Raw genomic sequence first — 23,075 nt, 5'->3', positions numbered from 1 at the left:
TCAGCGATATGGAATTGAGGCTGAATATGACACCAAGAAAGATTTTAAATGGGCTGACGCCAATGGAAGCCTATACCGGTCGCATGTTGCACTTATTGCGTTAATCCAGCTCTCCTCAATACCACAAAATTTTCACCCTACCAGTATAAAATAACAACAAGCTATTCTAACCTCTTAGTTAGTAATCTAATTTTTTGTAAATAACCCTTTTTGTCTCTCGCTTTTTACTAATGAATTAAGTAATCTTCCCTGCGTCCTGTTTGTTAAAATAATGTGTTTTGTAAAGAAACTAATAAAATGTGTTGCTTCACACACTTTAGGGACAGAAAATTTGTTAATTCATCATATTCTTACTAGGCTTTAAAACGTTTAGTGTTTTTATGTTGGTAATAAATCAGATTTAAGGGCTGCAAGGGAAAATTAATACAATGGTCAAATCTCAACCAATACTGAGATACATATTGCGGCTGATACCCGCAATTCTGGCGGCAGTGACACTGACCGCATGTAGTTCACCAGATTCCAAACTACGTAATAAACATACTGAGACGCATGCAGTAAACTCTCAAAAGCATTTCTTACTGCAACCATCTCAGGATGAATTTGAAACTTTAGTTAATAATTTAGATATTAAATCCAAGTTACTTAATCAATATGCAGACTGGAAAGGGGTTACTTATCGGTTAGGCGGAAATACAAAACGCGGCATTGACTGTTCTGCCTTTGTACAGCGTACTTTTCACGATCAATTCGGCATGGATTTACCACGTTCAACATCAGAACAACAGCGTATAGGTCAAACCGTTAGCCGTTCTAAATTACGGGCAGGTGATTTAGTGCTGTTCAAAACTGGCCGTTATATGCGTCACGTTGGTATTTATATCGGCAATAACCAATTTGTGCATGCTTCAACCAGTAGTGGGGTTATCGTCTCTAAGTTGACTGATAACTATTGGAATAAACGATACTACGGTGCAAGGCGAGTACTATCAGATGATACGAAGGCCACAATATAACCCATCATTAAATCGGGCATAAGGCCGTATTATTCAAAAAATTCCCTTGCAAGCAATAAAAAACGCTTCCACTCAGGAAGCGTTTTTTATTAATGGGTAAAATTATAGCGGGTATAACGCCGTTATGTTTTCCGCAATTGCAGCTCCTAACGTCTTAAGACGACACATCACTGCACTTTCGTCTTCCTTAGCAAAAAACAGACATGGCTCCCCTTCCCACTCAATCACTGCACTTAGTATCTGCATATCAGCAATAGACTGATTTATAGTACGCAAAATCTCCTGTGCTTTTTCGCCTTCATGGCTTAACAACTTCAGCCCCGTCAGGCTGTTTCCTATATCTGTTTCTTCTGCTGGTAAAATTTCAACTTTTGTACCAACAAACCCAGATGACCACCGATAACTTTGCGGCAGTCTATGTACTACCGAAAGTTGGATATTATTCACGTATTATTCCTATCAGAAACAACATTAATACAGCTAACCACCAGCTGTCGGTTATCGACTCGTCAAAACCGAATAACCACCCAACAGAAAAGTAAAAAAAAGGTTAAAATGAAAACCACATTATCGCACTTACTTCCCTTTTCATCCTGAAAAAGTGCGATCAAACTCGCATTTTGTATATATTTATACTGTTTAAGTAAATAATTCAACTTATTTTCATGCAATATGGCAACTTTTTATTCAAGATTCATTTACATATTTGCTTTTTTTAGACTTCACCTAACGCCAGAAAAAGATTATTTTCTTTTATTTACAATTGGTTAATTAATCACAACAACTTCATCATTTGTAGTTATGAAACCAATCATAAAAAGTTAACAAAAAGCCAACACATTAATACTATCTGAACATAACGAAATTAATAATTTTCTACATTTATTTGATAATCACTCGGTATTTCCTGTCTATCAGTGCAACCAATCACGTCTTTGCACATTCAAGGAATTTTAGGAAGGAAAATGCAAACTTAGCTCTAAATACATAGAAAAAAACCTTAAGAAAATCTATATGTTCTTATACCTAGGAGTAAGAAGAAGGGATAATAAACAGAAGTGTTAACACAAGGCCATCCCATACAAAGAGACAGCCTTTCAGTTTTTTATTTTTGTGCCTTACGAACCTGGATAATAAGCAGCATTCCTAATGTCGCACATAGCACCATTGCTCCTACCATCGGCCAAGCGCTTTCTCCCGGCATAAAAGACAGAGTGGCCCCCACCAATGCGGCAATACTAAAACGGATCGTTCCTGCCAGTGAAGAAACGGTTCCGGCCATATGCGGATAATCGTCCAACACAACAGCCATTGTGTTAGATGTGATCATAGAAATTCCACTGATATAAATAGCAACGCCCATGACTAAAGAAATAAATCCCAGATCAAATAGGGTACTAAACAACAACCACAGCCCCATGACAAATTGGACGAACAACCCAATGTGCAACATTTTCAATGCGCCATATCTACGAACACACTGGCTATTAATGATTGTCATAATGAACAGAAAAATAATGTTTAACCCAAAATAGTAACCAAAATTCTGTTCAGACACGCCATTTAATTTAATGTAAACAAATGGCCCGACACTCAGGAAAGAGAACATACCGGCAAAGGAAAAACCACTGGCTAAGATATAACACAATACCTGACGTTGCCGGAACAGCATAATAAACTGCATCAGCGTATTTTTTAAATTAAAGGGCTGCCTTTTTTCCTGCGGCAATGTTTCCTTAATGAAGAAAGTGACCAAAACCGCAGCGACTATCGCTGCAATAGCGATTGACCAGAAAATGGCATGCCAGTTGAACCATATCAGCATCATCCCACCTAACATGGGAGCTAATAAGGGTGCAATAACCATCACTAATGTGACAAAAGACATGCTGCGGGAAAATTCATCTTTTGTGAACATATCACGCATCAGGGCATTGATTACAACACCGGCAGCGGCCGCAGAAAAACCATGCAGGAAACGCATGGAAATAAAAGTGTGAATATCTTGAGCTAAAGCACACGCGGCAGAAGATATGGCAAAAACAATAACTCCCCCTAAAATGACAGGCTTACGTCCCAAACTATCCGCCATTGGCCCATAAAACATCTGACCGATGGCAAAACCCAGAATATAGCTATTCTGCGTCATCTGAACCAAACCATCACTGACACCAAAATTTTCAGCAATCGTTGGCATACTTGGCAAATACATATCAATTGCCAATGGCATTAGCATAGAAAGCAAACCAAGGATCATGACTAATCCCAAATAGGATACTCGCTGTTGTTGCACGCAGTTACTCCTGAATCAGTTGAAGGATAAGAAATTAAAGTGTTGGCATTTGTATGCTACTAATCTCGCTATCAGTTAGCGCCCGGTATTCTCCCGGCGCTAATTCAGGATCGAGATAAATTTCACCGATTCTTTCCCGATGAAGACCAACAACATGGTTCCCTACTGCTGCAAACATTCGTTTTACTTGGTGGTAACGCCCTTCACTGATGGTCAGGCGTACAATCTGGGGTTCGATAATTTCTAACTTTGCCGGTTTTGTCAGTGTCTTCTCGCCATTCAACTGGACTCCTGCCAAAAATTTTTGCTCAGTACCCTCCGATATCGGATGTTCTAATGTAACAAGATAAGTTTTTTCGCAATGATGTTTAGGTGACGTGATACGATGTGACCACTGCCCATCATCCGTCAGCAAAACCAACCCGGTAGTATCAATATCCAAACGCCCGGCCGAATGTAATTTATGGGCAACAGGTTCATCAATAAAATATAAAATCGTCGGATTTGACGGATCATCTGTCGAACACACATATCCCTGTGGCTTGTTCAGCATAAAATAGCGAGGGCCATTTAATTGTTGCAATATCGTTCCGTCATAAGCAACTTGTTGGTCGGGTTTCAATTTATAGGTGCCTGTTTTGATGATTTCACCATCGACAGTAACCAGCCCTGCTCGTAACTCACGCCCCACATTATTACGGCTAATGCCTAACTGTTGAGATAAAAACTTATCCAATCGCATGAATAGATGTCCCTGATAAAAATAAATACATATAAATATGCCTTTGATATTGCAAACAATTTCAAGGCTACTACTGTGATACTAGGTTAAACAGATAATTGCCAAAATGATCATCACTAAAATAACTATAACAATAATAAATCACTCGTTATAGCCCGTCTAATTCTAGAAAAAGAAAGAATGACAAACATTTTCTCAGCAGCAAGGCTAAATAAAAAATGTTATCCTCTACACCAATTCTCCTTTACCTGATATCTGTGACAGTAACATAAAATGGCTTTTACTTTACGCCCTTATCAGCAAGAAGCGGTAGATACTACCATTCACTATTTTCGCCAACACAAAGAGCCGGCAGTAATTGTCTTACCAACAGGTGCAGGTAAAAGCCTCGTTATCGCTGAATTGGCAAAGTTAGCTCATGGCCGTGTTTTAGTATTGGCACATGTTAAGGAACTCGTTGCACAGAACCATAGCAAATATTGTGCTTATGGGTTAAATGCGGATATTTTTTCTGCCGGATTAAATCAAAAACAAAGTGAAGGAAAAGTCGTTTTTGGCAGCATCCAGTCCATTGCCCGTAATCTGTCGCGTTTTGATCACCATTTTTCACTGCTAATTATTGATGAATGCCATCGCATCAGTGATGATGAAAATAGCCAATACCAGCAAATTATCCAACAACTCCAGAAAAACAATTCTCAAATACGTATTCTGGGACTAACCGCAACGCCCTATCGTCTGGGTTATGGCTGGATATACCAATACCATTATCATGGTATGATACGCGGTGATGAACGCTGTTTTTTTCGCGATTGTATTTATGAACTTCCGTTGCGTTATATGATTAAACACCACTTTCTGGTTTCTCCGGAAAGACTGGACATGCCAATAGTTCAATATGATTTCAGTCAGGTTCGTACCAGCCAGCAAGGAATATTCAACGAATCTGAGCTAAACCGGGAGATAAAACGCCAAAAGCGCATTACACCCCATATCATTAAACAGATTATCGACTATGCCCAAGGCCGAAAAGGTGTGATGATTTTCGCCGCTACGGTCGAACACGCCAAAGAAATTTTCCAGCTATTGCCTACTGGGCAAGCTGCATTAGTCAGCGCAGATACCCCCACATCTGAACGGGATCTCTTGATCAACGCATTCAAGGAACAACGACTTCGCTATATGGTCAACGTCGCCGTACTGACAACAGGATTCGATGCGCCGCATGTAGATTTAATTGCCATATTACGCCCCACGGAATCCGTTAGTCTTTATCAGCAAATTGTTGGGCGTGGACTGCGTTTATTTCCTGATAAAAAAGATTGCCTGATCCTGGATTATGCGGGGAACCCTCACGATCTCTACACACCCGAAGTCGGTCACAGCAAACCTAATTCACAAAGCCAGCCGGTGCAGGTATTTTGTCCCATCTGCCAATTTGCTAATACGTTTTGGGGAACATGTACAGCAGATGGAGAACTCATTGAGCATTTTGGAAGGCGTTGCCAGGGTTGGGAAGAGGATGAAAATGGAAAACGGCAACAATGTGATTTCCGTTTTCGTTTCAAATCCTGCCCCCACTGTGGGGCAGAAAATGATATCGCGGCCCGACGCTGTAACCGCTGTGAAGAAGTATTAGTCGATCCTGATGATATGCTGAAAGCAGCCTTAAAACTTAAAGATGCGCTGGTACTGCGTTGTGGTGGGATGCAATTAATTCCGGGTCATGACAACAAAGGAGAGTGGTTAAAGATCACCTATTATGATGAAGATGGTGCGGATGTTTCAGAACTGTTCCGCTTATCCACTCCTGCGCAGAAGAAAGTGTTTGAATTCCAGTTCATTCGTCAACATCAACGTGCGCCGGGAACCACTTTCCGATGGAAAACAGCAGCAGACATTGCTCACCAACACCCTTTATTACGCCATCCTGATTTTGTTGTTGCACGCAAAAAGGGGCAATTCTGGCAAATCCGGGAAAAAATTTTTGACTATCAGGGACGGTTTAGACGGGCAGATGATCTGTATTAGGCTTGCCAAATAACCTGCATGCTAACCAGCCAGATAGTGCATTTCTATTTGCTGTCATAACGGTTTTTCGTTAGAATGCCGCCCGCTTAGCGTAATACATAATGTTAAGCCAAGTATCGAACCTGCTGCTGGGTCGCCTGTAGCAGGATTTATTTTCTTCTTTTACAGAGAAAAAATAATGTTAACTATTAATGCAGAAGTACGTAAAGAGCAGGGCAAGGGTGCGAGCCGCCGCCTGCGTAGAGCTAACAAGTTTCCAGCAATCATCTACGGTGGTAACCAAGAGCCAGTTTCTATCGAACTGGATCACGATGCAGTTATCAACCACGAAAGCAAACCAGAATTCTACGAAGTTATGACTCTGGTTGTTGATGGTAAAGAAACTAAAGTTAAAGTGCAGGCAGTACAGCGTCATCCGTTTAAACCTAAACTGACGCACATCGATTTCCTGCGTGCTTAATTAGCCACAGTCGAGCTTTTATCGGGACGCCGAGTAGATAACGCCGCAATTGCGGCGTTATTTATTTCTACGGCTTAATCTTTGACTACTACGAAAATTAGCGATTACCACGACGTTGCAATTGGTCACGTAAATTTGGCGGTGTACCTTTAATCGTCAGGGTATCCGTCGCTGGGTCCCAAAAAATCCGCTCTCCGATTAACATGGCATCAAAATTGATGGTTAACCCTCCGCCACTGCCCGCGAATTTTGTCAACTGACGCAACGTCCCGCGATCGGCAGGGAAACTATCTTCCAGTTCATACCCTTGTTCCTGAGAAAACTGCTGAAAATTTTGCTCACCCAATGGTGGTAATTCCTGGGATAATTCTTCAAGCTTAATTTCCTCACCGGCCTGTAACTGTTCATTACAGTAACCATAGACTTGCTGACGATAAGCCTGGCGTTCATTTTTATCCAATTGCGCCGATTCGCAATAATCGTCCACTGCCTGTAATAATCCTTTATTCTGTACTTTCGCATTCATACCTTCACTGGCAGCGAGGAAATCCATAAAGAAGTCAGAAACTTTGCGCCCGACCCGCCCTTTCAGGAAAGTCAGATAACGGCTGGATTCAGGATTCGTTTCCCATTCAGTCAGATCAATTCTTGCTACGATATCGGCATGAGGAATATCAAGGTACTGCGTTGTGTTCACATCCAGTTCCTCATTGACGGACATGCTGTTACAACTATTCAGAACTGCAATCAGCAAATATTCCACGGCAAGATATCGATATTGGCAAAACAGAACCGTTCCCCCCTCCGCAAAAGGATACTTTGCCAGCTCATCTTTCAGGCGAACCGTTGCCGCCCGACTAAAACCGAGAAAATCGTCATCACCTTTACGCAGATGACGGAGAGATTCCGCCAATTCACTCTCTTCATTGAATAAACCATAGGCTTTACTTTTTGCACTATATACACGATGCAATTCAGCCATCATCTCTTCAACCACTTGATTAGTATCTAGCAGAGAATCACGCAAAATGACTTCCAACGTTTGTTCATCACGTTTAATCAACCGATGTAACGCGATCTGGGTAATGTCCAGACTCATTATTTATACTCCTTTTGCAGCTTTGGCCACCTATGGAACCTTGCGATTAGCGGCGTATTCAAACACCGTTGCCTCTTTGCTGCAACCAAAAACCCCAATGATTAAAAAGCGTTCAAAATGTAATTACTAATGTTCAATATATCGAAGGCTAAAACGATGCAGCAGATTAGAAAATCACAACAATACCCACGGTAGGGAATTAATTTGTCATAAAAAAGCAGAAAATTACTCCTCTATACGGTAAGATATAGGGCTTTGTACATTCAGGATATTTGAGTTATGCCACAGTCGTCTCGCTATAGCGATGAAAAAGTTGAACATTTATTAACTGAATTAGTAAATGTTTTCGAGAAAAATCATGCGCCAACTGACCTTACTCTGATGGTATTGGGCAATATGGTAACGAATTTGATCAATACGAGCATTGCTCCTGCACAACGCAGACATATCGCAGACTCGTTTGCACGCGCATTACAATCTTCAATTAACGAAGATAAAGCGCATTAATTTCAATTAATACCTTAATGTAAAGAAAATATGGTGACTAGCCGTCAGCATTACCGCGAAAAAGTTTCTCAGATGATCAGTTGGGGACACTGGTTCGCCCTGTTCAACATCATGTTCAGTCTCGTGCTGGGCAGTCGCTATTTATTTGCATCTGACTGGCCGGGTTCACTGTTTGGGCGCATTTATGCGCTAGTCAGTTGGCTCGGTCATTTCAGCTTTATTATTTTTGCTATCTACTTACTCATTTTATTTCCGCTGACATTCATCGTTATATCCCAGAGGTTACTCAGGTTTCTTTCAGCCGCACTGGCAACGGCGGGCCTGACGCTACTGATATTCGATTCTTCTGTCTATGTTCGCTTTCACCTGCACTTAACTCCGTTAGTCTGGGACTTAGTCACTAACCCGGAACAAGGGGAATTAACAAGGGAATGGCAGCTGATGTTCATCTGTATCCCCATCATTTTCTTGATACAGATGCTCTTCGGTACATGGAGTTGGCAAAAGTTACGCAGCCTCAATCGCCAACGATTCGGTAAACCACTGGCAGCAGTATTTATCACCGCTTTTGTCGCTTCCCACCTCATGTATATCTGGGCAGATGCCAATTTTTACCGTCCCATTACCATGCAGCGCTCAAACCTGCCGCTTTCTTATCCAATGACAGCGCGTAAATTCCTTGAAAAACATGGTCTACTGGATCACCAAGAATATCAACGGCGTATTAATCTGCAGGGAAACCCTGCTGCCTTGAGCATCAACTACCCACTGAATAACTTATCCTATCAGGATACTGGGCGAGGCTATAACCTACTGCTACTCGTGGTGGATGGGCTGGATAATCCAGATATCATCAATGACATGCCGGCTCTGGAACAATTTGCAAAAAACAACATCCAGTTTACTCAACATTTCAGCACGGGTATTCAGGACGACACTGCATTGTTTGGTTTATTCTATGGTATATCATCGGGTTATCTAGACGGTGTCCTTAATGCAAGAAAACCATCTGCACTTGTTGATGCACTGACGCATCAAGGGTATCAATTTGGCCTGTTCTCTTCCGATGGATTCCAAACCCCGCTTTATCGTCAGGCGATTTTGACTGATTACTCACTACCAAACACAGGTAAGCAAGACGATAACTTAACCGTGACACAATGGCGTCAATGGCTGAATCTACGCAACGGTTCTGCACCATGGTTCTCATTTCTGGATATTAACGGGGTTACTCATACATCGGGTAAATTCGACAAGAAAGCGCTGGATACTGAAATTAACAACATTTTAGACTCTTTAAAAAATAAAGGCGTTCTAGATAAAACCATCGTTGTGATTACAGCCAAGCAGAGTGAAGAGACAATAAATCGCTCTCCACAATGGATTACTGATAACAAATTCAACCGCAAACAGATTCACGTTCCTCTGATAATTCACTGGCCGGGTACACCTGCACAAGTTATCAACAAGCTGACCAGTCATCAGGATGTCATGACAACATTAATGCAACGTCTACTGCACGTTAGCAACTCTCCAGAAGATTATTCACAAGGTGAAGATCTTTTTAACGCCCAGAGAGAAAACCCATGGCTTATTACTGGTGATAATGGTTCATTGATAATTACGACAGCTAAAAATACGGTCTATCTTTCCAGAGATGGGGAATATTACCTGTATGACTTAGACGGTAATGAGATTGAGGGTTCCAAACCAAATCTTGCCCAACTATTACAGATACTAACTGAAGTGAAACGTTTTTTAGCAAACTAATCGTTTAAAAATCAATCACTCACTAAATTAAGGGCTTGCTTTGAAAATAAAAAACGGTACTATAGGAACAGTCATCGGCATGTAGCGCAGTCTGGTAGCGCACCGTCATGGGGTGTCGGGGGTCGTAGGTTCAAATCCTATCATGCCGACCAAATTTCCCCAAGAAAACCAACCTGTTAAGGTTGGTTTTTTTATGGGTGGAATTTGATCGGGGTTAAATGGGGGTAAAACCCTCCTCAAAAACAACTACGTTTCTGAGCTGTAAATAATCATATTTTGATTATTTTCTTATTCAGAAGAATTTCATCCACTCACCTTTTCATCCTCTGAATTTCATGACTAAGATGAAAGTTCATTAGTTAAATCTTTCTTTACATTTTTCCCCAAATTCCACACAGAATCCTCCGGCATTTGAATACGGACGTCCAACCAGCATCCTTCTGGAATATCACAAGGCCTCCCATCAACATAATAAACCTTCTCACCGTTTACGATGGCTTTGATTCGCTTATTCTGAAAGAGCTTAGACAAATGGATATGCTGACTGTAGAAAGTTTCAATCGTGATATTGTAGTAAAGCTGGCCTCCAAACTATTTGTTGGAGAACCAGCTTACTAAAAAAATAAGATTATGATTCAGATGATAATGCAGATACAGAAGCTGAATAAAGGTAAGCAGACCATTCGCTATATTGGCAAACAAACACAGAAACAGCTTTTGATGATAATGGATTTGCTAATTTCCTAACTTTTTCTCTGATCTCTGAAGCGGAGTTTAACGAATTTCCAACATAAGTCCCTGTAGGTAGAGCCATTACTTCACCATTGGCATAAGTAATTGTTCTCCTAAAATCAATTAACCCCATTAGTTCATGAAGTGAATTGTGTTCCCTTGAACCCGCACCAAAAAGTTCTACACGAACCAGATAAGTAGCCATATACAGTCCTCTCTTTTATTTAAGAAATAACCAAAACATCTAATTTTTTGATTACAGAAAGTTATAGCCACATTCCGCCCTTTCCGAGGGTGTTGTGGTTAATGGTGAATTTAGCAGGCACTAATGCGATCACGCCATATCAATAAATCACAGTGATTTGAGAAAATAGCCACACTAACTAAAATGGTGCTAATGAAGTCGAAGTTTAGTGGTCACTTTGATAATATACTTCCCACCCTTGGAATATTTACCTCACCAACTGAGAAAAGAATAATCAACCCATGAAGGTTTTCTATGATAAAAGAATAATACTCTTCTATTAATCATTCCCCTAATACTATATCCAATCTAACGATATATCAGGAATGACGATAACGCTAATAATGACTTTTCATGATAGTTTTCCATCCAACGGATTGCATAATCCAGTATTTCTTTAGCAGGAACAAGTAGTGTATTAGCAGATCCAATAACACCTTCAATCGACTCTGAATGGGAATGACAAAACTGCTCAACAATGTCTTTTCTTTAAAAATAGCAAATTATCTCTAAAAAATCACATAGCCTTTTCCCAATGTATACGCATTCAATGTTGTCAGCGTGACTTTACCTTGTTTTTAACGATATTATTGGTGATCATGATTAATTTTCTACGCTCTGCGAGTAAGTATTGAACACACAATTAGCCCAGTAAAATATATTTGTTAAACACAACACTAAAAGAAGTTATTTAAAGTAATACCAATTTATTTACTTAGTTCATTACGGCATTTCAATTAATATGTGAATCCAAGACATTTAACTTTATCCGGCTCTGAACAACAAAAGCACTTCTCTAAAAGTTAAAACTTCCTTAAGCTTATCGTCTAATCTATTCTTTAGAATTTATATCCATTTCCGGATGACTGTACCCCTAAGATATCATTACTACCTCTTGTTTAAGGTTGGTTTATTGCATACTTTTCTATTTAGGTCTACTTTACTTACGTGTACTGAATACCCTACTTGTTTAGTACACCCTCATTTGCTTCTTATTTCGCTCTTTCCCTCCCTTAATACAGGGAGGGACTTTTCTTGATCGGTGCTTCATCCAAATTAAACTTTAGCCTATCGGCATAACCCATCAGCTCAACAACCATCATTTTCTCAAGAATATATTTCTATCACACCCTTATCATAAATTAAGAATTTATAATTGACTAATTTTGTTATAAATATCTTTATGCCTTTCCATAAGAAGTAAAGTAAATTTCATACATACCAATTAATATTATAACAATAATTAAAGTTACTTATTTTACAGTCAAGTACGGAAAAAATAGGAACTCCATCATGAACATTAAAAAGTCATTACTTTTAGTGGGATTGGCCGTTGTTAGTGCTACCCCATTCTTTAGTATTGCCGAACCTTCCTCTCGTCATGGATATATCGATACACCACCAAGCAGAGCGCTTCTATGCTCTAAACGCGTTAACAAAGACTGTGGTCCCATCATGTATGAGCCACAATCTGTTGAAGGCGTCAAAGGCTTTCCACAAGGCGGCCCACCAGATGGACAAATTGCCAGTGGCGGTGTTGGTCAGTTCAATCAACTCAATGAACAAGGTGCTGATCGCTGGCATCATGTCAACCTCAATAAAGGTTCTAATGAGTTCATATGGGTATTAACAGCCCGGCATAGCTCCACTTCATGGCAATATTTCATTACTAAACCTGATTGGGACCCAAATAAGCCACTAACTCGCGCACAGTTTGATTTAAAACCCTTCTGTGAACGCTTTGATGGTGGGAAAAGACCTGCCGAAAAAGTCAAGGTAACCTGTAATGTCCCACGCTCAGGATATCATGTTATTCTCGGTATATGGACAATTGACGACACCAATAATGCTTTCTATCAAGTTATTGATGCTAATATTAAATAATATTTTTAAATTAAATAGTGCTGGGAAATCACCAGCACTTTTATCTAAAAAAATAAAATATTTTCATGTAATATTTATTTTCCAACTCAACCCTACTCTTTTAAAAAAATATGAAAAAATCAACTATTCTTAGAGTTGCCAGACCAACAGATAACCTTGTTGAAATTGCGGATATGTATTGTCAAGGTTTAAATTTCACCATATTGGGTGAATTCAAAGATCATGATGGTTTTGACGGTATTATGTTAGGGCATCCCAATCATTCTTGGCATCTGGAGTTCACGCATCATCAAAACACATATGTCGGAAAAGCACCAACGAAAGATAATTTATTAGCATTTTATATTGAAGATGAACTTGAATGGCAAACACAAATAAGATCAATGCAAGAAGCCGGTTTTATTCTCGTGCCTTCTTATAATCCTTATTGGGATAAGAATGGAAAGACATTTGAAGACATTGATGGCTATCGCGTCGTATTACAAAATAGTGCTTCAGAAGTTTAAGCATTTTCATAGTTAATTTAATGCTAAAAAATTATTTATTTTAGTATTAAGCGGTATATCTATACCCAATGGATTTCAAGTCGCATCGCGATGGGAAGGAAACGAATCCCAAGAAGCATAACTAACTATGCGACCGGGATGAGTGAGGAATCCAACAAAGATGCAACTTGGAAGATGACGGGTATATAGCATTTTAAGTTTAAATCTGCTTATGAGAGGAATGTTTGCTGTTCTGATTCCCTTCTACGGAGTAAATCCGGTATTTCTCTCCCATTAGCCCTATCCCATTTCAAAAACTCTCTGGCGGCACCTTGGTAATCACCTGCATTCAATTTTTTCAACAACGTTGAATAGGTGAAATTACCAATCCCCAGATTGAAAATAAACGAGCATAAAGCATCAAATTGCCCCTGTGTTAGAGATACTTTAACTAATCGATGGATAGCATCATAAATCGGGAGAAGATCTTGATGCAAAAATGCTTCTGCTTGTTGCGCGGTAATCACTTGCCCAGGTTTGACTCCCTTTGTATGACCATATCCAATTGTCCACGGTTCAGCTCCAGTGGCGGGATCAGGATATGCTTTCAATTTCAATCCCTCATAACTTTTAAGTTTATTAATACCATTTTCACTAATTTCCATTCATTTTCTCCGCTACCAAGTCAAGCACTGAACACCAAGTTAATATCAGTATAAAAAACAATCTAAATATAAAGTATAGACGAAGAAAAAATCAGTGAAGGCGCTATAGTAACCAAATTATAGAATTCCCACAAAGCGCCGACAACAAAAATATACATAAATTTCAAAAATATAGCTTGGTCTTCAAATTTTTTTTAAATTTTAAAAAAATAATTTAATAAATATCTTGACTCTTTTTGTTTTGAGCATAAAATCCTCCCCAGAATTTAGATTTTCGTGAAGTAAATCACAATTTATAACCCTCAAAGGACATCATCATGAAATCTGTAAAATCTTTCCTCTCGAACGTACACTGCGTTGTTATTCGCTTATCAGCAACTCGCTTTATGTAAGCATTTACCTTATATAACGTGCTGTACAGACAGAGATAAGCCAGTTATTCATAAAACTGGCTTTTTTATCGCCTGTTCGGATCTAATGTAAATATTTTCTACTCCATATCGCTATCCATTCTCTTTTAATTGAACTATTATTCCGAAAAGTTTGTCTTACAAAGACCATAATTATTATTTCGATAGCGATCAGCTTTCAGAATTCACTTTAATACTGAGATAATTTTATGAATTTAATGGATTTTCGTAGTTTGAAGTTAAAATCAGAGTTGGGAATACTTGAGATTTTCTTACACCTTATAATCTGGTTTCTGATTATATTACTTACCGTAGGATTAGGTGCTTTTGTATTTCCTTACTATATGACTCGTTTTATCATTAGCAAAACGCATGTTATTGACCGAGATAGCGGGAAAATTATCGGTAAGTTAGATTGTGATATCAACTTAGCTCAAATACTGGGCTACGTCATCATTTGGGCTATTCTCTCTTTTATTACATTTGGGCTTTTATATTTTGTATACCTTTACAAAATCATCATGCATTGCATTAATCATACACGAGTAGTTTCTGAATAAATCGTGATTGGATACATAACAAAAAGCCTGAACACTTTATTTTATAAGGTTCAGGCGAAATGATCATTCATAAAATGATCGCCAATAAATAAATTAGTTTAAAAAATAATCGATATATAAAGAGACATAACGAATATGAGTAGATAAAAGTTTAGAAACGATAACCGACACCCAATACCCAAGTTCCCAGTTTGGCTTCTTTTAAATTTGCATATGAATATGAAGCGTCAATAGCCCAAGCTGGAGTAGGGTTAAATTGTAAGCCAACGCCGTAAGATAATGCTGTTTTTTTCTGAATACCTTTACCTCCTGATGCAGAAAAACCAGCTTCACTGCGAATCCCGCCGATCATACCATATGCACTTATATAATCGTTAAAACGATAGGTTGGTCCAGCCATCAGAGATGTATTTTTCCACCTGAATTTTGATGATGAACCAAAATAATCATACTCATGTACATATTGGGTATAAGTTAATGAACCGATAACGCCAAGTTTTTCATTAAACTCATAACGATATTTTAGATTTAAACCATATTGGTTTGTACTTAATTTCTTATCATTATGGTAGATTCCCTTAACTTTATCCAATGATGCGTTACTCTGAGCATACCCTAAAGAAATAGTACTTTTACCATTATTGCTTGCATAGGCATTAAAAGTAAGTATAGATAATCCCACAGCGATAGAAGCTGTTAATAGTGTTGTTTTCATAAATAAAAATTCTCTGTCATTTACGTTTGAAGTATTCGCTTTACTAAGAAAAGCTTTCGGAATATACAGCTCTTATATCAGGAATTCAACTATAAGCGGAAGAACATCAGTTTATTTCCAAAAATTACACCAACGAAATCACAACAATGATAAATTTTATTTAAATTCAAATCATTACATAGAAAAACACCTATTTTTATAGTCAAAAAATCACCTATGTATTCATATAAATAAAAGCACACAATTTATAAAAACATTTATTTATCAAACAATTAAGACAAAACAATTCATTTATAACATTAGGATATTTCCTAACATTAAAATAACCCAATGTGTAATTAGTTGACATTTTGTCTTTTAATAATTATTTACTATAAATAGAAGAAATGTATCATCAAAATAAATAAATCAATTGACTATCCATTTTTTCAGTTTTCAATCAGGAAAATTTTATTGGTGAGTCATCATTGAATAGGTTCTCAAGGTATCTGAACGAATAATCTGGCAACTACATCACAAGATTTTATTCTCATATGATAATTTATTATTTCTATACAATAATCTTCAAGTTGCAACCTATAAGGCCGCTACTTGAAAGAAAAAGAGTGTATTCAGCTAACCCTCAGTTCCTTATAAGAAATCATCACATGCTCTCTGAATGCAGGTCTTTCTGTTAACTTAGCATAATAATCAATCAGTGCCGGATGATATGGACGATTAATTTCTATATCGAAATAACGATAAAGTATATGGCCAAACTGTATATCAGCGAGAGTAAAATGATTACCAGCAATAAAATAATTTTGCTGTAGTTGTTTTTCGGCAATGTTCAACATATTACCCAACTTATGAATGGCCTTAGTTATTTCATCCTGACTTTGCTGTTGAGGTGCAGTACGGACTACTCTCCAGAATATGGGAGCAGTAAAATTCAGCGCAATATTTATTTTCGACCATTCAGCCCATTTATCTATATCAGTGCGAGCTTCAAGGTCTTCTGGCCAAAAAGGCGCTTCCGCATATCGATGACTAAGGTAGCGTAAAATAGCGCCTGTTTCCCAAATTGGTGAACCTTCTCCATCCCTGATAACAGGTACAGTTCCATTCGGGTTCATGGACAAAAATTCAGGTGTATCGTTGCCACCGTATTTATGTCCAATATCATAGCGAGTAAAAGAAAGTTCTAATTCACCAATGCACCACATCAACGCCTGAACATTAGATGAAGTTTTTCGTCCCCAAACCGTTATCATGGAGTCATCCCCCTTTAATAGGCACTTTATCTTTCAAGCTGCGACTTTTTTAACAATGCCGCAACTCAAAACTTATTTGATATACTTCATGGAAAATCGTTATTTATTATCCGAAATACTTTTCGACTAAAGCATATAAAATGGCAATAGTTTCTATATCAGGAACACCATCATAAGATGATGGACGAAAGTGCATTTGGAATGCCATGATTAAAGACCGAAAGTTATCATCTTCTTCTGCACCTGAAATATCATAACCATAACACTTAAGGTGTTCTAAAATCGCGGCAGCATCAGGCAGGCAATAAGAAAATTGCCCGATATATTTTTGTTTAGTCTCTTCGTCATACCATGCCCCAACACCTACATCATATAACTCTTTCCATGGAAAAGCCGGACCCGGGTCTGTTTTTCTCTGCCAGGCAATATCTGAGTGCCCTACTACATGGGTTGGATGAATATCTGGATAACGTTGGACTATATTAATGGCCAGTACCTTAACCGCATCAATTTGATTGGGATGATAAGGGGGAAAAGTTAGAATACCATTTTCATCACTAGCCTCATTCACAATCTCAATACCAATGGAAGTATCATTTAGGCTTTCTCTTCCTGCCCAAGAACTCACTCCAGCATGCCAAGCTCTTTCAAGTTCATCCACAAGATTGAAAATATGAATTTCTCTAAATCCAGCAACCTGATAAGTCGAATCATCTGGATTCGGCACTAAGTAATGAGCACTGGCGAGATCCCCTGTCAATGCCTGAATGGATCTTTCGAAATTCAGAGCGGTGTAGTGCATAACTAAAAAGCGGGAACGTCGGTTAAAGCTTTTGGTTGAACGATATGAAACATAATCAATTTTATACATTATTGTTACTCCGTTGGTTTTGCGATGTAACGCAGTGAATATCAAATCGCTGTAAAAAACGCATTCCATAACAGGCATGTTTGAGCACAATGTAAACGCACTTGGCCTCTTACTTTAAAAGCCTTCTATAATTCAACAAAAATGACACCTGCCAGACAAGTATCTGTTTCAAATACGGCTGCCATTTATTTTTATTATTCTAAATATGAACCAATGCCAATAAGAATGTTTTTCGAAAAAAATGCCTGCCAAGCGTACTGTAATGAAATATGCCTGTCTAGTTTAGGAATGGTTTGATTAGAGATAGATATACAGAGGAATTTAACTACAAACAAATTTCATAAAGTGATTATTATTTCATATCATGTTAAATAGATATAAGTTCACTAAATTATCATGATTACTTAATCAAATATGGCATGTTCAAAAATGATACCCAACCTCAATATTAAGTCCATTGACATGATAACTTTCATTTTCAGGTTGAATTTGTGTCTCTTTATAGCTGATATAGAAATTGATATTTTCTAATGGGTTAATTAACACTCCTGTTCCCCAAGCTAAAGTCATATTTTTATCAGAATAAGTATATGTATCAAAGTAAGTGCCTCTTTTCCCCTCATTACCCCATTTCAAACGAGCAATACCCACGATCCCATACAGACTGAAATAATGGTTAATTCGATAAGCCGGGCCTGCCAGTAAAGGCTGGGCAGGCTCCCAGTTTTTGTCACCTTTTAGCCAAGAAAATGATCCTACAACTCCCCAATCAGGACTCATTTGATAATAGTGATTGAAATTCATTCTACGGGGTATTACTTCACCCGCTTTATCGAAATGACCAGAAGCATATCCCACCGATGTTGTTTGTCCTTCAACAGCATAAGTTTGTGTTGCCGGAAAAGTAAGAAGAACAAACATAGCAATAAGGATTCTGTTCATTCGTTACTACCTCTATGGTGGAGATAAGCCATTTAAATATAGCCCACATATTTTCATCTGATAAAAATCAGATCAGAAACAATGGTAAAACCTGGGTTGATTTATGGTGACATAAAAACGTTAAAAGGAGGGAAAAGTACAATTATTTTTTGAAATATCATCAGAAAGGCAAGAAAAAATCGATAACGTGAACACACCATCGTGATAATCGATATGTTCACAATCAAGAACAATCTGAAGCGTTTTTATCGTAGTAAAATTGATAAATTTGCCTATTTCCACAAATGTTCGAATTGCGAAGCGGGAAATTACGGTTCAATTTCAATATCTGTCAGTGGATGACAGCTACACGGCAAAATTTCCCCTTCATTAACAAATGCCAATGGTTTACAAGGGTATCCCACCTTCCCTTTCACCAGACGAACACGGCAAGAACCGCAGTACCCTTGGCGGCATTGGTATTCAAGTTGCACTTTGCCGTGTTCTAGTGCTTCCAGCAAATTACCGTGGAAACCTGAAGAATAATGGACGGATAAACCCTGCCTTGACGGCAGGGTAATTTTATAATCAGCCATATCAGAGTTCGAAACCGCTGAGATCCTCAGTATTGACTTCCGAATCAATCTGACCAACCAAATAAGAACTGACTTCGACTTCCTGTGGAGCCACTTGAACGTTATCAGAAACCAGCCACGCATTGATCCATGGAATCGGATTGGAGCGAGTTTCAAACGGTAATTTCAAGCCAACTGCCTGCATGCGAATATTGGTAATGTATTCAACATACTGGCACAGAATATCTTTATTTAAGCCAATCATGGAGCCGTCTTTAAACAGGTAGTCGGCCCACTCTTTTTCCTGTTCTGCTGCCTCTACGAACAGATCGTAACATTGCTGTTCACACTCTTTGGCAATTTCTGCCATTTCAGGATCATCCTGACCAGAACGCAGCAAGTTCAACATGTGCTGGGTTCCCGTCAGATGCAGAGCTTCATCACGGGCAATCAGTTTGATTATCTTAGCGTTACCTTCCATCAACTCACGTTCAGCAAAGGCAAATGAACACGCAAAGCTGACATAGAAGCGAATAGCTTCCAGGGCGTTAACGCTCATCAGGCACAAGTAAAGCTGCTTTTTCAATGCACGCAGGTTAACGTCCACTGTTTTACCAGCAACATCGTGTACCCCTTCACCCAACAGATGATAATAGTTTGTCATTTCGATCAGATCGTCGTAATACGCAGAAATATCTTTGGCGCGTTTTAAAATCTGTTCGTTTTCCACAATATCGTCAAACACGATAGAAGGATCATTCACAATGTTACGGATAATATGCGTGTAAGAACGCGAGTGAATCGTCTCCGAAAACGACCACGTTTCAATCCATGTTTCCAATTCTGGAATGGAAATCAGCGGCAGTAAAGCCACATTCGGGCTACGGCCCTGAATGGAATCCAGCAGCGTCTGATATTTCAAATTGCTGATGAAAATGTGTTTCTCATGATCCGGCAGCGCATTATAGTCGATGCGATCACGGGAAACGTCCACTTCTTCCGGACGCCAGAAGAAGGAGAGTTGTTTTTCAATCAGCTTTTCAAAAATAGGATATTTCTGCTGATCAAAACGCGCCACGTTAACAGACTGGCCGAAAAACATCGGCTCCTGTAATTGATCATTTTTTACTTGCGAAAAAGTGGTATAGGACATAGCTTCCTCAAATTAAATCTTACACGCGCCGCCTTCACAGTCGGAATCAGCAGATTCAACGACTTCTTCCAAATCACCCTGAACATCTTCCGCACCGTCACGGGTGTTGTGGTAATACAGTGTTTTCACACCATATTTGTAAGCGAGCAGTAAATCTTTCAGCAATTGGTTCATCGGAACTTTGCCATTAGGGAAACGTGCCGGGTCATAGTTGGTATTGGCAGAAATCGACTGATCGATGAATTTCTGCATGATCCCGACTAACTGTAAGTAACCATCGTTGCTCGGCATCTGCCACAGCAGCTCATAAGCACCTTTCAGAAGATCATAATCCGGTACAACTTGACGTAAAATACCGTCTTTCGATGCCTTGACACTGATATAACCACGTGGTGGCTCAATACCATTGGTCGCATTAGAGATTTGCGAAGAAGTCTCTGATGGCATCAATGCAGATAATGTCGAGTTACGCAGGCCATGCTGTTGGATATCACGGCGCAGAGCTTCCCAATCCATGTGCAGAGGCTCGTTGGTCAATGTATCCAGTGTCTTCTTATAAGTATCAATCGGCAGGATACCTTGTGAATAAGTGGTTTCACTAAACCACGGACAGGCACCCTTCTCTTTCGCCAATATATTTGAGGCTTTCAGCAGGTAATACTGAATGGCTTCAAATGTTTTATGAGTTAAATTATTTGCACTGCCATCGGAATAATGCACACCGTTTTTCGCCAGATAATAAGCGAAGTTAATCACACCGATACCCAGAGTACGACGCCCCATTGAGCCTTGTTTCGCGGCAATGATCGGGTAGTCTTGATAATCCAACAGAGAATCCAGGGCACGGACGGCTAATTCCGCCAGTTCTTCCAATTCAGTCAGATTTTCGATAACGCCAAGATTGAAAGCAGACAGTGTACACAGTGCAATTTCGCCATTTTCATCGTTAATGTTGTTCAATGGCTTGGTTGGCAGTGCAATTTCCAAACACAGGTTTGACTGACGCACAGGTGCAACAGCCGGATCAAACGGGCTATGTGTATTGCAGTGGTCAACGTTCTGGATGTAAATACGGCCAGTTGAAGCTCGCTCCTGCATCATCAGTGAGAACAATTCAACGGCTTTAATGCGCTCTTTGCGGATGTTGCTGTCATTTTCATACTGCGTATACAGACGTTCAAATTCATCCTGATCGGCAAAGAAGGCATCATATAATCCAGGAACATCAGACGGGCTGAACAGAGAAATTTCTTCCCCTTTGATCAGGCGCTCATACATCAGTTTGTTAACTTGTACACCGTAATCCATGTGACGAACGCGGTTGCCTTCAACACCACGGTTATTTTTCAGTACCAGCAGGCTTTCTACTTCCAAATGCCACAACGGATAGAACAATGTTGCTGCACCACCACGAACGCCACCCTGAGAACAGGATTTCACCGCAGTCTGGAAGTGTTTATAGAAGGGGATACAGCCCGTGTGGAAAGCTTCACCACCACGGATTGGGCTACCCAATGCACGGATACGGCCCGCGTTTACGCCAATGCCGGCACGTTGGGAAACATATTTAACAATCGCACTGGATGTCGCATTGATGGAATCCAGACTGTCACCACACTCAATCAGCACACAAGAGCTGAACTGGCGAGTTGGTGTGCGTACCCCCGCCATAATTGGCGTTGGCAGTGAAATTTTAAAGGTGGAAACCGCATCATAGAAACGACGGATATAATCCAAGCGCGTTTCTTTTGGATAAGAGGAAAACAGGCACGCAGCAACCAGCATATAAAGAAACTGGGCACTTTCGTAAATTTCACCGGTGACACGGTTTTGTACCAAATACTTCCCTTCCAGCTGTTTGACCGCTGCATAGGAGAAATTCATATCACGCAAGTGGTTAATAAAACTGTCCATTTGCTCGAATTCTTCTTTGGAATAGTCTTCCAGCAAATGTTTGTCGTATTTACCCAAATCTACCATGCGTACAACATGGTCATGCAGTGTAGGGGGTTCAAACTGACCATAAGCCTTTTTACGCAGATTGAAGATCGCCAGACGCGCAGCCAGATACTGGTAATCAGGTGCATCGCCAGAGATCAAGTCAGCCGCAGCTTTGATCATGGTTTCGTGGATGTCGGATGTTTTGATACCATCGTAAAATTGAATCTGGGAACGCAGCTCTACTTGTGACACTGAGACATTTTTCAGACCTTCGGCAGCCCAGGTAACAACCCGGTGAATTTTATCAAGATCAATTCGTTCTTTATGTCCATCACGTTTGGTAACTAGCAGACTCTGGTTCATGGGGAAATACACCTTCTCTTTTTTCGTATCTCGCCTATATCGCTTTTCTTGGTCTGACCTATTGACAGCACGATACGCCCAGAATGACCAAGGGTCAGCTTGGGTGCGTTGTTACTTTTCCTTTGCTCTATCGCAACTGTATTGTTAGTGTCAGATGGTAAGAAACACAATATATAGGGGGTGATTAAAACGGTAATAACAAGATAATGTTAATTTCGCGTTTTATCAAGTGCACAAAATCGGGAAGTTTTGTGGATAACTTGAGGATTAATTTTGCCAAAAAGCCGATAACCTGCGTAGTTACTTGATGTTACTTTCATAAGGCTATCGGCGAAACAGGGAAAATAAAATCTTAAAAATAATATTTAGTTGCCGCTTTATTAAT

At 39.4% G+C, this 23,075-nt stretch carries 22 protein-coding genes and 1 tRNA gene; 9 read left to right on the top strand and 14 right to left on the bottom strand.

The features are described from left to right. The first annotated feature begins 428 nt into the window (after positions 1-428). Complete coding sequence (mepS, locus tag AAC854_RS07075; RefSeq protein ID WP_340616480.1) at positions 429-1,016, top strand: bifunctional murein DD-endopeptidase/murein LD-carboxypeptidase; 588 nt, start codon at positions 429-431, stop codon at positions 1,014-1,016. Positions 1,017-1,118: 102 nt separating this feature from the next. On the opposite strand, the gene AAC854_RS07070 is transcribed toward mepS, so the two are convergent. The 3 genes from AAC854_RS07070 to rsuA all read right to left on the bottom strand — a co-directional run bounded on the left by AAC854_RS07070 (position 1,119) and on the right by rsuA (position 4,051). Next, positions 1,119-1,463 carry a YejG family protein gene (locus AAC854_RS07070; protein ID WP_340616479.1) on the bottom strand — a complete coding sequence of 115 codons (345 nt, stop codon included), beginning with the start codon at positions 1,461-1,463 and terminating at the stop codon, positions 1,119-1,121. A gap of 658 nt (positions 1,464-2,121) precedes the next feature. Continuing rightward, the gene (locus AAC854_RS07065) at positions 2,122-3,309 is read right to left on the bottom strand and encodes a Bcr/CflA family multidrug efflux MFS transporter (protein WP_340616478.1); all 1,188 of its coding nucleotides are present in this window, start codon (positions 3,307-3,309) and stop codon (positions 2,122-2,124) included. Between the two features lie 34 nt (positions 3,310-3,343). Then, positions 3,344-4,051, bottom strand: coding sequence for a 16S rRNA pseudouridine(516) synthase RsuA (rsuA, locus tag AAC854_RS07060; RefSeq protein ID WP_340616477.1), 708 nt, complete (start codon positions 4,049-4,051; stop codon positions 3,344-3,346). Between the two features lie 273 nt (positions 4,052-4,324). On the opposite strand from rsuA, the gene radD reads away from it, so the two are divergent. Continuing rightward, positions 4,325-6,082: a DNA repair helicase RadD gene (radD, locus tag AAC854_RS07055; protein WP_340616476.1), complete on the top strand. Its 1,758-nt coding sequence runs from the start codon at positions 4,325-4,327 to the stop codon at positions 6,080-6,082. 178 nt (positions 6,083-6,260) lie between these two features. Then, the gene (rplY, locus tag AAC854_RS07050) at positions 6,261-6,542 is read left to right on the top strand and encodes a 50S ribosomal protein L25 (RefSeq protein WP_038235979.1); all 282 of its coding nucleotides are present in this window, start codon (positions 6,261-6,263) and stop codon (positions 6,540-6,542) included. A 97-nt stretch (positions 6,543-6,639) separates the two neighbouring features. Here rplY and yejK read toward each other — a convergent pair whose 3' ends face one another. Next, positions 6,640-7,641: a nucleoid-associated protein YejK gene (gene yejK / locus AAC854_RS07045; RefSeq protein ID WP_340616475.1), complete on the bottom strand. Its 1,002-nt coding sequence runs from the start codon at positions 7,639-7,641 to the stop codon at positions 6,640-6,642. A 279-nt stretch (positions 7,642-7,920) separates the two neighbouring features. Here yejK and AAC854_RS07040 point away from each other — a divergent pair, with 279 nt between their 5' ends. The 3 genes from AAC854_RS07040 to AAC854_RS07030 all read left to right on the top strand — a co-directional run bounded on the left by AAC854_RS07040 (position 7,921) and on the right by AAC854_RS07030 (position 10,070). Beyond that, a complete protein-coding gene (locus tag AAC854_RS07040; protein WP_340616474.1) occupies positions 7,921-8,148 on the top strand; it encodes a YejL family protein in 228 nt (75 codons plus the stop codon). Positions 8,149-8,178: 30 nt separating this feature from the next. Next, positions 8,179-9,918, top strand: a complete 1,740-nt coding sequence (gene yejM, locus AAC854_RS07035; protein ID WP_340616473.1) for an LPS biosynthesis-modulating metalloenzyme YejM — start codon at positions 8,179-8,181, stop codon at positions 9,916-9,918. A gap of 75 nt (positions 9,919-9,993) precedes the next feature. Continuing rightward, positions 9,994-10,070 (top strand) — tRNA-Pro (locus AAC854_RS07030). Positions 10,071-10,257: 187 nt separating this feature from the next. On the opposite strand, the gene AAC854_RS24720 is transcribed toward AAC854_RS07030, so the two are convergent. Both AAC854_RS24720 and ghoS read right to left on the bottom strand, forming a co-directional pair. Beyond that, the gene (locus tag AAC854_RS24720; RefSeq protein ID WP_479715124.1) at positions 10,258-10,479 is read right to left on the bottom strand and encodes a phage tail fiber protein; all 222 of its coding nucleotides are present in this window, start codon (positions 10,477-10,479) and stop codon (positions 10,258-10,260) included. Positions 10,480-10,546: 67 nt separating this feature from the next. Next, on the bottom strand, positions 10,547-10,855 hold the full coding sequence (gene ghoS, locus AAC854_RS07025) for a type V toxin-antitoxin system endoribonuclease antitoxin GhoS (RefSeq protein ID WP_340616472.1): 309 nt from the start codon (positions 10,853-10,855) through the stop codon (positions 10,547-10,549). 1,332 nt (positions 10,856-12,187) lie between these two features. Here ghoS and AAC854_RS07020 point away from each other — a divergent pair. After that, positions 12,188-12,778 carry a lytic polysaccharide monooxygenase gene (locus tag AAC854_RS07020; protein WP_340616471.1) on the top strand — a complete coding sequence of 197 codons (591 nt, stop codon included), beginning with the start codon at positions 12,188-12,190 and terminating at the stop codon, positions 12,776-12,778. Between the two features lie 110 nt (positions 12,779-12,888). Next, positions 12,889-13,284, top strand: a complete 396-nt coding sequence (locus AAC854_RS07015; RefSeq protein WP_340616470.1) for a VOC family protein — start codon at positions 12,889-12,891, stop codon at positions 13,282-13,284. 209 nt (positions 13,285-13,493) lie between these two features. Here the strand turns inward: AAC854_RS07015 and AAC854_RS07010 are convergent, their stop codons facing one another. Continuing rightward, complete coding sequence (locus AAC854_RS07010; RefSeq protein WP_340616469.1) at positions 13,494-13,928, bottom strand: lysozyme; 435 nt, start codon at positions 13,926-13,928, stop codon at positions 13,494-13,496. Positions 13,929-14,547: 619 nt separating this feature from the next. Here AAC854_RS07010 and AAC854_RS07005 point away from each other — a divergent pair. Next, on the top strand, positions 14,548-14,898 hold the full coding sequence (locus tag AAC854_RS07005; protein ID WP_340616468.1) for a DUF6693 family protein: 351 nt from the start codon (positions 14,548-14,550) through the stop codon (positions 14,896-14,898). 151 nt (positions 14,899-15,049) lie between these two features. Here AAC854_RS07005 and AAC854_RS07000 read toward each other — a convergent pair whose 3' ends face one another. The 7 genes from AAC854_RS07000 to nrdA all read right to left on the bottom strand — a co-directional run bounded on the left by AAC854_RS07000 (position 15,050) and on the right by nrdA (position 22,690). Next, positions 15,050-15,613 carry an Ail/Lom family outer membrane beta-barrel protein gene (locus AAC854_RS07000; RefSeq protein WP_340616467.1) on the bottom strand — a complete coding sequence of 188 codons (564 nt, stop codon included), beginning with the start codon at positions 15,611-15,613 and terminating at the stop codon, positions 15,050-15,052. 611 nt (positions 15,614-16,224) lie between these two features. Then, complete coding sequence (locus tag AAC854_RS06995; protein ID WP_340616466.1) at positions 16,225-16,866, bottom strand: glutathione S-transferase family protein; 642 nt, start codon at positions 16,864-16,866, stop codon at positions 16,225-16,227. Positions 16,867-16,972: 106 nt separating this feature from the next. After that, the gene (locus tag AAC854_RS06990; RefSeq protein WP_340616465.1) at positions 16,973-17,737 is read right to left on the bottom strand and encodes an N-acetylmuramoyl-L-alanine amidase; all 765 of its coding nucleotides are present in this window, start codon (positions 17,735-17,737) and stop codon (positions 16,973-16,975) included. Between the two features lie 423 nt (positions 17,738-18,160). After that, entirely contained in the window at positions 18,161-18,679 is a 519-nt protein-coding gene (locus AAC854_RS06985) for an Ail/Lom family outer membrane beta-barrel protein (protein WP_340616464.1), read from the bottom strand. Positions 18,680-18,987: 308 nt separating this feature from the next. After that, complete coding sequence (gene yfaE / locus AAC854_RS06980) at positions 18,988-19,254, bottom strand: class I ribonucleotide reductase maintenance protein YfaE (RefSeq protein WP_340616463.1); 267 nt, start codon at positions 19,252-19,254, stop codon at positions 18,988-18,990. Position 19,255: 1 nt separating this feature from the next. Then, positions 19,256-20,386, bottom strand: coding sequence for a class Ia ribonucleoside-diphosphate reductase subunit beta (gene nrdB / locus AAC854_RS06975; protein ID WP_340616462.1), 1,131 nt, complete (start codon positions 20,384-20,386; stop codon positions 19,256-19,258). Positions 20,387-20,398: 12 nt separating this feature from the next. Next, the gene (nrdA, locus tag AAC854_RS06970) at positions 20,399-22,690 is read right to left on the bottom strand and encodes a class 1a ribonucleoside-diphosphate reductase subunit alpha (protein WP_340616461.1); all 2,292 of its coding nucleotides are present in this window, start codon (positions 22,688-22,690) and stop codon (positions 20,399-20,401) included. Positions 22,691-23,075: the final 385 nt, after the last annotated feature.

The sequence above is a fragment of the Xenorhabdus entomophaga genome (assembly GCF_037996725.1).
GTDB lineage: Bacteria > Pseudomonadota > Gammaproteobacteria > Enterobacterales > Enterobacteriaceae > Xenorhabdus > Xenorhabdus khoisanae.
The sequence above is the reverse complement of the archived record's forward strand: the minus strand, read 5'-3'. Positions and strand labels throughout refer to the sequence as shown.